Source organism: Prochlorococcus marinus str. MIT 9312 (assembly GCF_000012645.1).
In the GTDB taxonomy this organism is placed as follows: domain Bacteria; phylum Cyanobacteriota; class Cyanobacteriia; order PCC-6307; family Cyanobiaceae; genus Prochlorococcus_A; species Prochlorococcus_A marinus_L.
Map to the genome: position 1 here is coordinate 1,540,740 of NC_007577.1, position 16,168 is coordinate 1,556,907.

Below are 16,168 nucleotides of genomic sequence, written 5' to 3' on the forward strand. Positions count from 1 at the left end.
TTCTAATATTCAATTGGTGTCTTCTCAAAAAATATTTCTATTTGATTTCGATGGAGTAATAGTCGATGGAATGCAAGAATATTGGCATAGTTCCTTGCTGGCCTGTGAAAGATATTTGAATTCACCCTACATCTCTATTGATCAAAAACTTTATGAAAAAGTACCAAATTCTTTCAAAGAAATTAGGCCTTGGGTTAAATATGGTTGGGAAATGATTCTAATTGTTCACGAAATTATAAAAACAGAAAATCCATTAAAAAATGATAATAAAGATGATTTCATGAATAATTATCATCAAAATTGCCAGAGGATATTAAATGAAAATTCCTGGATTGCCGAAGATTTACAAAAAATGTTAGATAAGTCACGCAAGTACCAAATTGATAAAGATTTTAAATCGTGGGTAAATTTACATAATCCTTTTTTTGAAATTATAAATTTCATGAAAGAATTAAGGAAAAGAGAAATAAAAATTGGAGTTATAACAACTAAGAGTAAAATATTTGCAGAAAAAATTCTTAAACAATTAAATATTTTTCCAGAATTTATTTTTGGTTATGAATCAGGAACAAAAATCAAAATAACTGAAAAGCTTACACAAACTTATGAAATTTTAGGTTTCATAGAAGATAGAAAAAAAACTCTAATAGATATTAAACAAAATTCAGAAACTTCTCACATTCCATGCTTCCTCGCAGATTGGGGATATTTGAAAGGAACAGATAGAGATACTTTAAGTAATGAAATCAAATTATTAAAATTAGGCAACCTTGAGGAATTAGTTGCATTTAAAAGATAATCGGCTAGAGTACAGATGTACTATGGTTTGTATTTATGAAGTTTGGTTTAAATAAAAATTTCCAAATTTAGAATAATTACAAGAACTTTAACCGATAAATCAAACAATGAGCCTTGAAGAAAAGAAAAAACCCGAATCAAAAGAAAAAGACAAGGCTTTAAGTCTTGTCTTAGGTCAAATAGAAAGAAATTTTGGACGAGGATCAATAATGAGACTTGGTGACGCCTCAAGAATGAAAGTAGAAACAATATCTACTGGAGCGCTCACCTTAGATTTAGCATTAGGAGGGGGCTACCCAAAAGGAAGAGTAGTAGAAGTTTACGGACCAGAAAGTTCAGGAAAAACAACATTAACGCTTCACGCGATTGCGGAAGTCCAAAAGAATGGAGGAGTAGCTGCATTTGTAGATGCTGAGCATGCACTCGATCCAGTTTATGCAGCCTCTTTAGGAGTTGATGTTGAAAATTTGTTAGTTTCACAACCAGATACAGGTGAAATGGCTCTGGAAATAGTTGACCAACTTATAAGATCGAGTGCAGTAGATCTTGTAGTTGTTGACTCGGTCGCAGCACTAACCCCAAGAGCCGAGATAGAAGGAGAGATGGGAGATCACGTAATTGGCAGCCAAGCAAGGCTAATGAGCCAAGCGATGAGGAAAATAACAGGAAATATTGGGAAATCTGGATGTACGGTAATATTCCTGAATCAATTACGCCTAAAAATTGGCGTTACATACGGCAATCCAGAAACAACCACAGGAGGTAATGCATTAAAATTTTACGCCTCAGTGAGACTTGATATCAGAAGAATTCAAACTCTTAAAAGAGGTACTGAAGAATATGGCATAAGAGCAAAAGTAAAAGTAGCAAAAAATAAAGTTGCACCACCATTTAGAATTGCAGAGTTTGATATTCTCTTCGGAAAAGGTATTAGTACAACAGGATGTTTATTAGATTTAGCAGAAGAGACTAATATCATCATAAGGAGAGGTGCTTGGTATAGTTATGAAGGAGAAAATATTGGACAAGGAAGAGATAATACAATTATTTGGCTTGATCAAAACTTAGAAATCAGGAATAAAGTAGAATCTATGGTTAAAGAGAAATTAACAGAAGGAACTGAAGTCAGTTCTAATTCAATGAAAGCATTAAATAGCAATCCTGCTAATACAATCGCTGTTAATGATATAAAAACAGTAGCTTAGATTTATAAAGAATCAGCTAAAGTCCACCACCCAGCAGCAGGGCCTATAAATCTCACTACAATCCATAAGATTACTAACCCTCCGATCCCAAACCAACTTGCCTTAATACTTAATTTAATTAGGTTATCTCTTTGATTGATTGTAAAGGGCAGCCATTCAAATAATCTTGGAGACTCATCAATTTTAGTTGTAGTATTATTTTTTTTTGGAGGTAAACCAAGTGTTTTACGTCTTTTTGCTTCTCCCATATTTCTTTAGGTATTTACAAAATCATAACCTACTCAAAAGGTAGCATATAGTTAATTTGTTTTGAGGGTTGAATGTTTTTCAAAAGTAATCTTCCCCAGTTTCTTTTATTTGCTCTTCCATCTAAGATTATTAACTTACCTGAATTTCTTCTTAAAGGTGAAATAGATCTTTCAAGTTTTATTCTGGCTTGAGGAAGAAAGAAGTCTCTAAACCAATCTTGAGAAAGCTTATTTTTATGAGAGACTGTAATTGCATTAATAGGTTCTGACATATTCGGAATCGGAAGTAAAGGAATGATAATTTGTTCTGGAATTTGAATTAAATAAGAATTAATTATCCACCAGTCAAAACTAGAGCAAAGGATTTCATTTTTACCAGATGGAATTGTCTCTAGCAATACCCTCTTCCCGTACTTAGAAGCTAATTCTGTAGCAAGATTAGTTTTTAAATCAATATCATCAGACAAAACTAACGTTAAACCCTTTCTAAAAAGTATTAACTTTTTGCATTTATCCACGATTGAATTGGTAAAAAGAGGATTATTAGGAAGCAACTGTTTAGAGGGTATATATAATGAAATCTTTTTCTCTTCAAAATTACTTTTAAAATTAATAACCAAGTCAATATCTAAACTGTGCTTTTTAAAATACATTTGGAAAAAATTATCTTTTCTCAATGATGATAAAAAAACAAATTTATTATTTGAAAAAAATTCCTTAATTTGAGAAAGTTCATCTATTGGCTGCAAATACAAATTCCAATCTAAATTTGTATCGTTTAACTTTACCCAGCATGCCCAACCTTGAGATAATGCTTTGTTGACGCTTAAAAATTTATCAGAAAAAAAAGAATTTTCACAAAAAAAGTTTGAAAAGAAACTAATTTCTTTTTCATCTAAATTGATATAACTAGTTCCTAAGACCTTTCTCATGAAAAACTTTTTCTTAAACGAATCATATACTTTTATAAATTTTTGATTGATTAATTCAAATTCTTTAAAATTTTTTGTCCAATCCTTTTTATGTAAAGAAATTCTAAAATGCTTTTTTAAATCCTCTTTTATATCCTCAATTCCAGAATAAACTATTCGATGATTTCTAAGATTACGAGAATTGGGATCATTAAGTAAATTTTGGATTGTCATCAAGCGAACATGATGATTTGCAAAAATAAATTGATCATTTTTCAAAATAAAATTAAAACCTAGATTTTTCAATGAATCAATCTGAAATTGGCTTATAAATTGAATTTTTTCTTTAGACAAAATAAAAGTTGAATCCTCTTCCTTTAAAAATAAAGAAATCATAATTGGAGGGATCCAATCATAGGTAGAGAAAATTTCTGAATTAATTAGATATATAGAATCATTTTCAATACATTTGGAAATTATCCTCCCAAAAGAATATATGTGTTCCCAACTATTACTTTGATCTCTCAAAAAATTTTTCAAATATTGATGACTTAAAGTTTCAAGCATTTATAATTAATTTCAAATACATACAAAATTTATGAACCTAATATACAAAAAATTGGTATCAATATAAATAAGAGGGTTTTGAATTAATCAATCTATGAAAATTGGAATAGTAGGATTAGGTTTAATTGGGGGTTCTTTAGGATTAAAACTCCAAAGTATAAATCATACAATTTATGGAATAGCAAATAATGAATTTAATGAAAAAAAAGCTAAGGATAAAAAACTTGCAAATTTTGTTAGTTGTGATCTGAGCTTATTAAAAAAATGTGAGCTAATAATTTTGGCATTGCCTATCAAAGATTTGATCAGTCCGTCTCAAAAATTGGTATCATCAATACCTCAGGCAACAATACTAACTGATGTAGGATCTGTTAAAGAACCAATTGTAAATACATGGGAAAATTTACATCCTCTATTTATTGGATCTCATCCAATGGCAGGAACAGAAAAAAAAGGAGTTGATTCAGGTTTTGAAGGTCTTTTTAAAAATGCAAAATGGATTATTACTCCAACACAAAATAGTGATTTAAATGCAGTGAGAACAATTTCCGAGATCATAAAATCAATGGATTGTGAAATTTGCCAAGCTTCGCCAAAAGAGCATGATGAAGCAGTATCTCTAATTTCTCATCTTCCTATATTTTTAGCTTCTGCCCTAATTGAAACTGCGCATACAAAAAATAATCAATCTTTATTAGATCTCACGCAAAAATTAGCTGCTACAGGATTTGCTGACACTTCGAGAGTTGGTGGCGGCAATGAACAACTAGGCCTAGATTTAGCTATTAATAATCAGATTAATGTTTTAAATTCCATAAATAATTTTAAAAATAAGCTGAATATACTGGAATCGCTTATTAAAGAAAAAAATTGGGAGTTACTTTCTAACAAACTGGCTGAAGCAAAAGAAAACAGACAAAATTTTATAAACTAAAATTTTTTATACCTTTGGAAGCTAAAATTTGCCTTGAAACCATTAATGCAGACTGACTAACACCTGCAGTCCCCTCTCCTGGATAAATAGAATCTCCACATAGCCATAAACCTTCAAAAGGTGTCCTACTTGATAATCCAAATAAACCAAAAATATCTGGTTTTTGACCAAGCCCGCCTACTATTCCATTAGGTCTTTTTGTCCATTTTTCAAAGCCCAATGGAGTTGCTAATTCCCTATGAAGCCATTTTTCAGGATCAATATCAAATTGACTTTCCAATTCAAGCGATATTTTTTTCATGAAACTATTTTTCTTCTTTAAGTAAGTTTGTTTATCTAGATCAAACCAATCTTTAGTCTTGGCAAAGATACTCGCAATTAAAGTAACCTCACCTTTTGGCGCTCTTCCATCACCATCATCACTAATTGATACAAATAACGAACAAAATTCTTTCGAAACAAATTGATAATGATTGGAGAATGTTTTTTTAATATGTTCTTTTTTTAATGCTGAATAAAAAACTATAGCTCCACTTGGATTAGGCAAATTATTAAGTCGATTTTTATAATTTTTTTTTCGTTCTAAAGGATCTTTCAAATGCTTGAGTAAAGATTGTGGAGGCGCGGTATAAATCACATCTTTTGCTTGGTAAATAAATGATTTTTTTTTCGAATTAGCAGATACTTTCCAACACATATTTACGTTGTCAAAAGTTATAGAATTAACTTCTTGCCCAAAAATTAAATTAACTCCAGTTTTAATCAATGAACCTTCTAATGATTCACTTAAAGACTGCATAGATTTTTTAAGATGCCACAGACCATGTGGCTGTTGACACATCTGAAGAACAGTAGATCCATATAAAGCTGCAGTATTATAAACGTCCTCTTGAGAATAAAGTTTTAGTTGAAGATTTAAGAATTTAATCAATCGTTCATTCTTAGATAATCCACATATCCGCAATAAATCAAAAATAGTAGATTTAAGTAAGATACCTGTGACAAGGTTTGAAGGTACTAGTGCTTTAAGAACTTGAGAAAAATCCCAAAAATTACTTATTGGTAATACAGGATTATTATTAGCAAATATCCAATTACTTTCATGTATGAGAGTACAAAGTTTCCAAAATCTTTGACTCCCAGGAAACTGCATTTCTCGTTCAGCAATCCATTTACTTTTTTCATACCAAATAGGTATAGGATTAGCACCATCATTTAAATCAACAATGCAAGCAGGGTCTAAAATTTTGGCTTCTGGGGATGGAATATCTAAAAATTCAAAAATTCTAGAATGTATTCCTCCCTTCTCTAAACCCGCAACCTGAGTTGCACCAACATCAAAAATATAATTCTTTCTTTTAAAAGTACCGGCACATCCTCCGGATTGAGTATGAGATTCGATTAAAGTTACTGATAAGCCTTGTTTTGATAAAATCGCTGCAGAAGTAAGTCCTGCTATACCGGCGCCTACAACAATAACTTCAGACTTTCTCATTAAAATGCAAAAATTATCCCCTATTGAAATTAACGAAATTTGTGAAGAATTAGGTGAAACTTATCCAAAAAGTATTGAACAAGTACATGGTGGTGATATTCATAGTGCCTGGCGAATAGAATTCTCAAACAAAAAATTATTTCTTAAAAGAAACATTAGAAACAAAAAATTTCTTGAATTTGAAAAATATTGTCTTCAAAATTTGAGAAAATATATTAATCAAGAAAACTTAGTTATTCCTAAAGTTATTGCATATAAAAATATAAAAAATATAGAGATTCTATTAATTGAATGGATCAATATGCATAATTTTGACCAAAAAAAGCTTGGAAAAGGTTTAGGTGAATTACACTTAAAATCAGCTGAATCTAATCCCAAAATGTTTGGGTTTCCAGTTGAGGGTTTTATTGGAACTACAGATCAGAAGAAAGGCTTGGAAGAAGATTGGATAGATTGTTTTTTAAACTTAAGGATAATACCTCAATTATTAATTCTTAAATCGACGATTTTAGATAAAGAAATTATAAATAAAGTTAAAGAAAAAATTAAATCAGAATTACTGAATCACAAACCAATAAATGCTCTAGTTCATGGCGATTTGTGGTCGGGCAATACAGGAATGGACGAAAGTGGAAGGGGGGTTATATTTGACCCGGCATCTTGGTGGGCAGATAATGAAGTAGATATAGCTATGACAAAACTATTTGGAGGTTTTAGAAAAGAATTTTATGAAGAATATCATAGAATTTTTCCTATAAAAAACGGATTTGAAAAAAGAATTATTATTTATAATTTTTATCACATATTGAATCACGCCAATATGTTTGGAGGAGGTTACTTAAAACAAGTTAAAGATTACGTACAAGCAATACTCAATATGTAATCTTTAACTACCCTAAATATGTCTTCTTAAGATTTTGTACCTTATCTAAAACAGCTTCACGATTTTCACTGGTACGAAGATTCTGCCAGCTCCATTGCCCAACAACAAATACGCCTAAAAGTTCCAGTAAACCTGGAAGAATTGGGAAAAAGTTTATCGTGTCAATGACAACTTTGATTATTATTTGGGCGATAATTACAACGGCAATAATGCCTGCTGCTTTACCGTATTTTCCCATTTGGGTCCAATCAACATTTCCAAGTGTTTGGTTGACTTTTCCCATTACATCAGAATACTTCTCTGAAAAACTTTTGGTGTCGGCGCTTGTATCGGAGCCAGAGTCTTGATTTGACTCAGAAGTGTTGTCACTCATGAACATTCAGGCTGCAAATTATATATATGAACCAGACAGTATCGGAAAAAATGCCAATTGACTACCTTTTTGTTGTGCAAAATTCCGAACCGAAACATTTTGTATTTTTGAAATGTGTTGGCACATAAAGTTTTTGAAGCTATTTAACCTTAAAATTGATTTATAAAAACTTCACATTATCACCTAGTTCTAACAAAAACATGAAAAAAATTAAGTAATAGGAGATTTTAAAAAGGCTAAAATTTTTATTTTAATTATTATATTTTCATAGTTAATTTTGCATAATTAAAGAATCGATATGTCCAAAGATATCAAATTTAATTGCCTAAACTCAGATGAAGAAGAAAGATATCAAAAACATTTAACTCTCAAAGAAATAGGTTATGAGGGTCAAATAGATATTAAAAACAGTTCAGTATTATGTATTGGCGCAGGCGGGCTTGGATCTTCTGTTTTACTTTACCTGACGGCATCAGGAATTGGAGAAATTGGAATAGTAGATAATGATCACGTTGAGAAGTCTAATCTACAAAGACAGATAATCCATGAAACAAATAATATTGGTAATCTTAAAATTGATTCTGCACGGGAAAGAATGAGAAAATTGAATCCTAATTCTAAATTAATAACTTTTGCTGAAAGAATTAATCCTAAAAATGCCCTAGAAATAATTCGACAATTTGATATTATTTGTGATTGCTCAGATAACTTTAGCACTAGATATTTGATAAACGATGCGTGTCTGATACTAAAGAAACCTCTAGTCTTTGGCAGTGTACAAGGATTTGAAGGGCAAGTAAGTGTTTTTAATTTACACGAAAAGAGTCCTAATTTAAGAGACTTGCTTCCAGAATCACCCTCAAAAAATAATGTTCCCAGTTGTGCGGAATATGGGGTCGTGGGAGTTTCAACAGGTCTAATAGGCATTCTTCAAGTGAATGAGATAATTAAAATCATTTTAAAAAAAGGTGAAATTTTAGATGGGAAAATTTTGATTTTTGATCTCTTGAATATGAATATGAAAAAATTAAATCTAAAAGGTGATCAAATAAATAAGCGAATCAAAAATCTTTCTCAGTTTGTGGACTTTTATTGTGAAGATGAATGTTCTGATAAAAATAAAATCAACAGAATCAATGCTAATGATTTTAATAGCTTATACAAAGCAAAACCCAACAAAATTCTTTTAATTGATGTTAGGGAAAATGAAGAATTTTCTAATTCTGCAATAGAGGGTTCTATATCAATTCCCCTAAGTCATTTGAGCCAAAAGCCTGACTTAGAATTTATTCAAAAAGAAAGTTTAATTAAAGAGGTTTTCACTATATGCAAATCGGGGAAACGTTCTGAAAAAGCTTCCAAAATCTTGTCTAAATTCAAAATTAAATCGAGATCTATTGAAGGTGGCATTGAAAAGGTAAAAAAATTATTATGCAATTAATATTTCAAAAATATTTAGTAATCTACCCCTCTTTTTAAATCAACTCCAACATTTGCATAATGCTTATGACAGACCATTTCAGAGTAAATATCAGCAAGTTCAAAGTATGAAGGTTCATTTTTACATCTCCCAGTAATAACAACTTCTGTTTCTGCTGGTTTTTTTAAGAGCGTTTGATGTATTGATTCCACAGGCAGTAACTCTAAATCAACAGTTGGATTCAATTCATCCAAAATAATTGTTTTATACAAACCACTCAAAATAGCAGCTTTAGCAATTTCCCATGCTCTTTCAGCCTCAACATAATCAATTGGTTGTTGCTGACCTCTCCAAACGATTGCATCTCTTCCTGAACGCAAATGATCTACCAAATGTGGGTAACTTTCTCTCAAAGCATCTATGGCAGCATCTTCGGTATAACCATTTCCACCTTTTAACCACTGTAATATTAAAACTCTATGACTTTTATCTTGAGATATTCCTTTACCAATTGCTTGAAGAGCCTTGCCAAGTGCACTTGTGGATTTCCCTTTTCCCTCACCTGTATAAATCTCAATTCCACCATTAAATCTCCTTTGTCCTGTTATTTTTGATAAGTCTCCACTTAGTCTCGGTCTCATTTCTGAATGGAGTTGCGATATTCTTACCAAAGAAGGAGGGGCTGCCCTTCCTGTAATAATTATTTCCAATCCATCAGGACGACTTTGAAGAGAATCAACTACTTCCTTGATATCAAGCATTCCTAAGTCAAGAACTGGATTCAGCTCATCAAGCACAACTACTGAATAGAGAGAACTAGCAATTGCACCTTTAGCAATATTCCAACCTCTCTCAGCCTCACCAATATCAAACTTTGTCACCTGGTCAGCAGCAAAGAATTCCGATCTTCCTGTCCTTACGTGGTCAATTAAGTGTGGGAATCCTCTCTGCAAGGCCTCTATAGCAGAATCCTCATCATATGGTCTCTCAGGACCTTTTAAAAATCTAAGAAGTAGTACTCTGGACTGTCTTTTTTCGCATATTCCTAAACCTATCGTCCTCAGCACAACACCTAAAGCAGCCTGACTTTTACCCTTACCTTCGCCATCATAAATATGTAATTGACCTTTTAATCTCTCTTGACTGTCACTTGCTGTGACAATTCCAATACCTCGATTTCTAATGTTATTCGTCAATGGAACAAGGTTAATAAACTTAATCTAGGATATAGTGAAGAATATTATTAAACATTTAATAATAAATTCAACCTATACATAGGTAATTTGAATTTTAAAGTAATAAGCATGTTCAATCAACTAGAAATTCTCTCTGATGAACAAAGTGAAAAACTTTATACAATTAGAAGATACATTAAGAATCTGGATAGTGTTTGTATTGCTTATTCAGGAGGAGTTGATAGTACATTGGTAGCATCATTAGCGTTCGAGCAATTAGGCAGTAAAGCAATCGCAATTACTGGGATTTCTCCTGCACTAGCCAATACACTTCGTGAAGATGCAAGAAGTCAAGCAAAATGGATTGGAGTAAAGCATTTAGAAATTCAAACATCAGAATTAGAACAATCAAGTTACAGTGAAAATCCCAAAGACAGATGCTTTGCATGCAAAAAAGAGCTTCACAAACATACAACCTATTTGTCTAAAAAATTTAATTACAAGATTGTTTTAGATGGAGTTAATCTTGATGATCTTAAAGATCATAGGCCAGGTATACAAGCCGCAAAAAAAGCAGGAGTTATTTCGCCTCTTGCAAAGTTTAAATTTTCAAAACAAGATATTAGGGATATATCAAGAGCATTAGGTTTCCCTTGGTGGGATAAACCTGCTCAACCTTGCTTGTCATCAAGATTTCCTTATGGCAATGAAATAACTAGTGAGAGGCTAAAAATGGTTGAGAAAGCAGAAGAATACCTCAAAGAAGGTGGTTTATCTGAAGTTAGAGTAAGATGTCAGGGCTTAACAGCAAGAATAGAAATTCCTCAAGATGAATTAAAGCATTTTTTTATAAAATATAATCTTAGTGATTTGGTTCAATATTTTTCCCATTTAGGATTTAATTGCACAAGTTTAGATCTTGAAGGATTAATAAGCGGAAAATTAAATAGATGAGAATGCAAGCTAAACAGCCGTTCTAATCTCTTGAAGAACTGCCTCAGGAGGATTTCGTTCAATAGCACGCAAGTAATGTTCTTCAGCCTTTAAAGCTTCAATTAGATATTGACTAGCAAGTTCTGGCATCATATTTTGACCACATGTAAAGATGTCGACTGCAGAATAATTAGATTCAGGCCAAGTATGTATTGAAATATGAGATTCAGCTAGTAATGCAATTGCGGTAACTCCTTGAGGTTCAAATTTATTACTTATCAAATTCAGAACTGTTGCCTTTGCTAATTTTGCAGCCCTATTTAAGGTACATCGTAAAAAGGATTCATCATTTAATTTTTCATAATCACATCTATAAAGTTCTAACAAAAGGTGTTTACTTTGATAGACTAATTTTTCATCATTACTAAACGAACTGAAATTTTGATTTTTTTTTGGGACTTCCATTAAAGAAATTCATATTTAAGAATAAGATTAGCTAAAAATAGTACTATTAGAAATTATAAATAGATCATTTGTGAAGAGCCTAAGAAAGATTGATTAAATTTATCTAGATGTGTCGCACTTATAAAGCATTGACTATCTTTACCAACAGAATTTAATAACAAATTTTGTCTAGTTATATCAAGTTCCGCTAAGACATCATCCAATATCAGTATTGGAGAGACATTTAATGTTTTACTTAAAAAATCTAATTCAGCCATCTTTAACGCCAAGATAAAAGTTCTTTGCTGACCAGATGAACCATATTTTCTAACTGAAATATTATTAATTAGAAACTCAATATCATCACGATGAGGTCCAAAATTACATTTACCTGTCAAAGCTTCGATTGAACGCTGATTTAATAGTTGTTCTGCTATTTTCTTACTAATAACCTCTTCTTCTTCTTCTTCTGGACTTATATTTTGTATCCCAGAAAGATAATTGATGCCTATTTGCTCTTTAGATTTACTTAAGTGATTATGCCAATATTCAATATATGGTTTTATTTTTAATAAAGCCCTTCTTCTGCGCCTGAAAATCCTTGTACTTATTATTGACATTTGCATATCAAAGCTTTCACAAATATCTGAGGATTGGCTATTTAGGAAGCTTTCTGAACGCCAAAAATGACTTCTTTGTTTTAAAAGCCTGTTAAATCTACTTATTAAGTCTAAATATACTGGTTCAAGTTGAAATACGACTTTATCAATCCATGTTCTTCGATAACTGGGTTCACTTCTAACAATATTTATATCATTAGAACAGAAACATACGCTCCTAATATAATTCTTTATTTCACTCTGCTTTTTCAAAATTGATTCATTGACATAAATTCTTTTAGGTCCTTTTCGGAATAAATTTAACTTTAAATCATCTTCAAAATCTATTTGTCCTATAACTACAGCCATATCACTATCATTTTCTATTAAGTCTTTATCACTTATTGCTCTATTAGATTTTAATTGACTTAAAAATTCAACAGCTTCAAGTAAATTTGACTTGCCAACACCATTACAACCAAGAACTATTGCTCTTTGCTCTTTTAGTTCAATTTCAAAACTTTTATGGTTCCGAAAATTTTTAATTTTTAATTTATTTAAAAAAATTTTTTTTGTGCATTTATTAATTAAATTAGCTAAGTTTAAAGTATTTAGATTGTCTTTAAAGAAATTGAAAAATTAAAGGGCATGTAGCTCAGTTGGATAGAGCATCAGATTCCGGTTCTGAGAGTCGTGGGTTCGAATCCCTCCATGCTCGTAATATATTTTTAAAGTTTATATCCCATTACTCTTATTCCATTTGGATCAAGTATGAATCCACTTTCTCCTAAGCTTTTAAAAGAAGACACCGGTGCTTGTACAGAAATACTGCAACCAGGCATTTCTCTATTTATTTTATCAAGAGTTACTTGAAGTAATATTGAATAATAAAGTTGCTGATTATTACCTGGTGCTGCACTTAAATTCCATAAATTAGCATTCAATCCCCTATCGGATGTAACCCTTACAAAGCCATATAATTTATTTTTTAATTCATTCTGGATAGTAAGAAAAAAATTACTTTTCTGAATAGCCTCAGAAAGAGGCTTTATTGGAAATGTATCGCAACCACAATTTGCTAAAAGTTTGTTAACTTCTTTAGCTAATGGGATCTGAGAAGAGTTAACAAAATAACCTTCTGGAAGAACAAGTTTTTTGTTAGGAAAATATTGCAATTATCAACCTGTATTTCTCATGCCTGCTGCTATCCCATTAATAGTTAGAAGGGCCCCCCTTAATAATTCACTTCTACTATATGCTCTTCTAGATTCATCTTTATCAATAAGAAATTCACTAATTGGAGGTTGTCTTGTTTGATCTCTAAGTCTTCTTAAAAGTGAAACCTGCAAAAATCCCAATGGGATAATTGTCTTATTTCTTAAGCTTACTGAAGATTTTAAGTCTCTATCAGATTCGAGTAGCTTATTTTTGCCAGTAATTTCAAGAACTAAAGATTTTGTAAGACTATATTCTTTCGAAATTACTTCAAAAATATCATCAAAAGAATCTTTATTTTCTTCACTGCCAAGAGTGTCAACATAATATTTAGCAACTTCTAAATCGACCTTAGATAGTGTCATTTCTACCTTAGATATAAGCATCCTAAAAAATGGCCATCTTTGATGTAGGACTCTTAATAATTCAATTTGTTGTGGGTCTGAATTTAATTCAGATGATAATGCAGTACCTACTCCAAACCAACTAGGTAAGAGAAATCTACTTTGTGTCCAACCAAATACCCATGGAATAGCTCTTAAACTTGACAAATCTTTTGCACCTTTTTTTCTTCTTGCAGGCCTGCTAGATATTTGTAATTTACTTATTTCTTCAATAGGCGTAACCTCTTGAAAGAAATTTAACAAGTCAGGATTCTCATACACTAATTTTCTGTAGTGAGACCTTGATGTTTCTGCCAACCTAGACATTAATTGATTCCATTCTGGAGTAGCATCAAGTCTATTATTTACCAAACTATTTTGAATTACAGCTGTAGTAACAGTTTCAAGGTTGTACAAAGCCAGTTCAGGAAGACTATATTTAGACGCTAAAACTTCACCTTGTTCTGTTATTTTTATTCGCCCTTTTAAAGTACCGCTTGGTTGAGCCAATATTGCCTGATAGGCAGGTCCGCCCCCTCTACCTACAGAACCCCCTCTTCCATGAAAAAGTCTTAGCAATATGTTATTTCTACTTGCAAGATTTTGAAGAGCTATTTGGGCTCTATGAATTTCCCAATTACTAGAAACAAATCCTGAATCTTTATTACTATCAGAATATCCAAGCATTAATTCTTGAAGAGGTTTAAAAGATTCTCCAACTTTTGGCAATAATGATTTGTAGAAATCTAATTTAAACAACTTTTCCATTACTTCAGGTGCTCTTTTAAGGTCTTCAACCGTTTCAAAAAGAGGTACAACTAATAAGTTTGAATTTTTTGAATTTTGATCAAGAAGTCCCATTTCTTTTGCCAGTAAGAGTACTTCAAGCAAATCAGATGCACTATGACTCATTGAAATTACATAAGCATGACAAATTCGACTTCCAAATTCTTGCTGAAGTCTCTTAACCATTTTAAAAACTGAAAAAGTTTCTTCTGTAGTGTTTGTCCATTTTACGTCAGAGGGAATTAAAGGCCTTTTTGTATTTAATTCGTCTACAAGCCATTTAATTTTCTCATCCTCAGACATTTGGTCATATTGCACAGATAAATCGAGATATTTTGTAAGCTCTTGTATGGCGTCACTATGCCTTGTACTTTCTTGACGAATATCTAAACTTGCTAAAGAAAATCCAAAAATATGAACCTGAGTAAGTAATGTATTGACTGCCTCGCAAGTCAAATCTGTACTAATAAGGCTATTTTTAATTAGTTCGAGATCATAGGTAAATTCATTTACTGATTTATAATATAAATTTTCAACTTTATCTATATTTTTAGTATTCAATTCTCCTTCTAAGTCAAATTTCCACCCATTGTCAGCCAATAAATTATTCCTTTCTTGTGTTAGCCTCAATTTTTCTAAAATATAACTTAATTTCAATCTATAAGGTTCTGATCTGTATCTTGTCGCCCTAGCTTCATAAATTGCTGGGAACTTAACCCTATCTGTTTCTAATGACTCTAATAGAGAAGAACTTACTTGACTCCATTGCATTGAGACACTTAATTGATCTCTAAGATGAGATGTTGCAGTAATATATCTTTCCAACATTAATTGCCTTTGGTAGCAGGCAGTTCTCCATGTTATCTCGGGAGTGACCGATGGATTACCATCCCTATCGGAGCCTACCCAAGAACCGAAGTTACAGAAAGATTGAGAGGGCAGTTGAACATCTGGATAATTTTCAGTGAGTGCTTCAGCGATTCTGCCTCTCAATTGAGGCATTGCATTAAATAAAACTTGCTGAAAATAGTGCAAGGCATAATCTACTTCGTCTAAAACTGAAGGTTTAAATTGATGTAATTCATCTGTTCTCCACCAAAGTCTTACTTCCTCTTTTAATTGGATTTTTAGAAAGTTTTTTTCTTCTTTTGTTAAAAATTGCTCAACCTGAATTTTTTTTAACAAATTTGCGACTCTGGTTTGCTTATGTCTAATCGTATGTCTTACTATTTCGGTCGGATGTGCAGTAAAAACTAAACGAATATCCATTTCCTGCAATAACTCCTCTAATTTTCCTGGAGGTACATTTAATTTTCTCAACCTATAAAATAATTCTCTAAAAGTTACTGGAGCATTTTGTCTAGCCAATGCTGGGGCAAAGGGATCAAGATTATCGGGCGATTTTTGAACATTTTTATTGGTAAAACTTTGAATATATCTATCTTCCTCCACTCTTTGTTCCAAAATATTCACAAGTTGAAAATATAATGAAAAAGCTCTTGCTGCTGCAATGGATTCTGCTAAATCCATAGAATTTACAATATCAACTATTTCTTTTTTAAAGGTTTTTGAACTATCACCTTCTATTTGTTTTGAATAACTTAATTCTTTAAGTTGGATTAATCTCTCTGCTTGATCATCTGGGCATTCTTCTCTAAGTACAGATTCCCACAAATCCTCTATTAAAAGACGATTTTTATCAAGTGGATCATTAGTACTTATAAGATCCACTTTATTATTTTTTATCTGTTGAAAGGATTCCATATAATCATTATGTCACAAGTGAAAATGTTCAGATC

Annotated in this window: 15 protein-coding genes and 1 tRNA gene; 7 read left to right on the plus strand and 9 right to left on the minus strand. The window is 31.6% G+C overall.

What is annotated here, in order from left to right:
• The first annotated feature begins 16 nt into the window (after positions 1–16).
• Together PMT9312_RS08515 and recA are read left to right on the plus strand one after the other, a co-directional pair.
• Positions 17–799, plus strand: coding sequence for an HAD family hydrolase (locus tag PMT9312_RS08515; protein WP_011377195.1), 783 nt, complete (start codon positions 17–19; stop codon positions 797–799).
• A 106-nt stretch (positions 800–905) separates the two neighbouring features.
• Positions 906–2,003 carry a recombinase RecA gene (recA, locus tag PMT9312_RS08520; RefSeq protein ID WP_011377196.1) on the plus strand — a complete coding sequence of 366 codons (1,098 nt, stop codon included), beginning with the start codon at positions 906–908 and terminating at the stop codon, positions 2,001–2,003.
• Between the two features lie 2 nt (positions 2,004–2,005).
• On the opposite strand, the gene PMT9312_RS08525 is transcribed toward recA, so the two are convergent.
• Both PMT9312_RS08525 and PMT9312_RS08530 read right to left on the minus strand, forming a co-directional pair.
• Positions 2,006–2,251, minus strand: a complete 246-nt coding sequence (locus PMT9312_RS08525) for a DUF2839 domain-containing protein (protein ID WP_011377197.1) — start codon at positions 2,249–2,251, stop codon at positions 2,006–2,008.
• Between the two features lie 29 nt (positions 2,252–2,280).
• On the minus strand, positions 2,281–3,729 hold the full coding sequence (locus PMT9312_RS08530) for a DNA helicase (protein WP_011377198.1): 1,449 nt from the start codon (positions 3,727–3,729) through the stop codon (positions 2,281–2,283).
• 94 nt (positions 3,730–3,823) lie between these two features.
• On the opposite strand from PMT9312_RS08530, the gene PMT9312_RS08535 reads away from it, so the two are divergent.
• Positions 3,824–4,663 carry a prephenate/arogenate dehydrogenase gene (locus PMT9312_RS08535; protein WP_011377199.1) on the plus strand — a complete coding sequence of 280 codons (840 nt, stop codon included), beginning with the start codon at positions 3,824–3,826 and terminating at the stop codon, positions 4,661–4,663.
• Here PMT9312_RS08535 and crtD read toward each other — a convergent pair.
• The gene (gene crtD, locus PMT9312_RS08540; protein ID WP_011377200.1) at positions 4,653–6,158 is read right to left on the minus strand and encodes a C-3',4' desaturase CrtD; all 1,506 of its coding nucleotides are present in this window, start codon (positions 6,156–6,158) and stop codon (positions 4,653–4,655) included. The two genes, PMT9312_RS08535 and crtD, sit on opposite strands and share 11 nt — an antisense overlap.
• 4 nt (positions 6,159–6,162) lie before the next feature.
• On the opposite strand from crtD, the gene PMT9312_RS08545 reads away from it, so the two are divergent.
• The gene (locus PMT9312_RS08545) at positions 6,163–7,041 is read left to right on the plus strand and encodes a fructosamine kinase family protein (RefSeq protein WP_011377201.1); all 879 of its coding nucleotides are present in this window, start codon (positions 6,163–6,165) and stop codon (positions 7,039–7,041) included.
• A gap of 7 nt (positions 7,042–7,048) precedes the next feature.
• On the opposite strand, the gene PMT9312_RS08550 is transcribed toward PMT9312_RS08545, so the two are convergent.
• Entirely contained in the window at positions 7,049–7,414 is a 366-nt protein-coding gene (locus PMT9312_RS08550) for a CAAD domain-containing protein (RefSeq protein WP_036923859.1), read from the minus strand.
• A 298-nt stretch (positions 7,415–7,712) separates the two neighbouring features.
• On the opposite strand from PMT9312_RS08550, the gene PMT9312_RS08555 reads away from it, so the two are divergent.
• Positions 7,713–8,855 (plus strand): ThiF family adenylyltransferase, encoded by a 1,143-nt coding sequence (locus PMT9312_RS08555; RefSeq protein ID WP_011377203.1) that lies wholly within the window; start codon positions 7,713–7,715, stop codon positions 8,853–8,855.
• A gap of 14 nt (positions 8,856–8,869) precedes the next feature.
• On the opposite strand, the gene PMT9312_RS08560 is transcribed toward PMT9312_RS08555, so the two are convergent.
• Positions 8,870–10,030 carry a cob(I)yrinic acid a,c-diamide adenosyltransferase gene (locus PMT9312_RS08560; protein ID WP_011377204.1) on the minus strand — a complete coding sequence of 387 codons (1,161 nt, stop codon included), beginning with the start codon at positions 10,028–10,030 and terminating at the stop codon, positions 8,870–8,872.
• Between the two features lie 108 nt (positions 10,031–10,138).
• On the opposite strand from PMT9312_RS08560, the gene larE reads away from it, so the two are divergent.
• The gene (gene larE / locus PMT9312_RS08565; protein ID WP_011377205.1) at positions 10,139–10,963 is read left to right on the plus strand and encodes an ATP-dependent sacrificial sulfur transferase LarE; all 825 of its coding nucleotides are present in this window, start codon (positions 10,139–10,141) and stop codon (positions 10,961–10,963) included.
• A 9-nt stretch (positions 10,964–10,972) separates the two neighbouring features.
• Here larE and speD read toward each other — a convergent pair whose 3' ends face one another.
• Together speD and recF are read right to left on the minus strand one after the other, a co-directional pair.
• Positions 10,973–11,407, minus strand: a complete 435-nt coding sequence (speD, locus tag PMT9312_RS08570) for an adenosylmethionine decarboxylase (RefSeq protein ID WP_011377206.1) — start codon at positions 11,405–11,407, stop codon at positions 10,973–10,975.
• A 53-nt stretch (positions 11,408–11,460) separates the two neighbouring features.
• Positions 11,461–12,573 (minus strand): DNA replication/repair protein RecF, encoded by a 1,113-nt coding sequence (gene recF / locus PMT9312_RS08575; protein ID WP_318655366.1) that lies wholly within the window; start codon positions 12,571–12,573, stop codon positions 11,461–11,463.
• 56 nt (positions 12,574–12,629) lie between these two features.
• On the opposite strand from recF, the gene PMT9312_RS08585 reads away from it, so the two are divergent.
• Positions 12,630–12,703, plus strand: a tRNA-Arg gene (locus PMT9312_RS08585).
• Between the two features lie 10 nt (positions 12,704–12,713).
• Here the strand turns inward: PMT9312_RS08585 and PMT9312_RS08590 are convergent.
• A complete protein-coding gene (locus PMT9312_RS08590) occupies positions 12,714–13,160 on the minus strand; it encodes a hypothetical protein (RefSeq protein WP_011377208.1) in 447 nt (148 codons plus the stop codon).
• Between the two features lie 3 nt (positions 13,161–13,163).
• Positions 13,164–16,133 carry a phosphoenolpyruvate carboxylase gene (gene ppc, locus PMT9312_RS08595; protein WP_011377209.1) on the minus strand — a complete coding sequence of 990 codons (2,970 nt, stop codon included), beginning with the start codon at positions 16,131–16,133 and terminating at the stop codon, positions 13,164–13,166.
• Positions 16,134–16,168 lie beyond the last annotated feature (35 nt).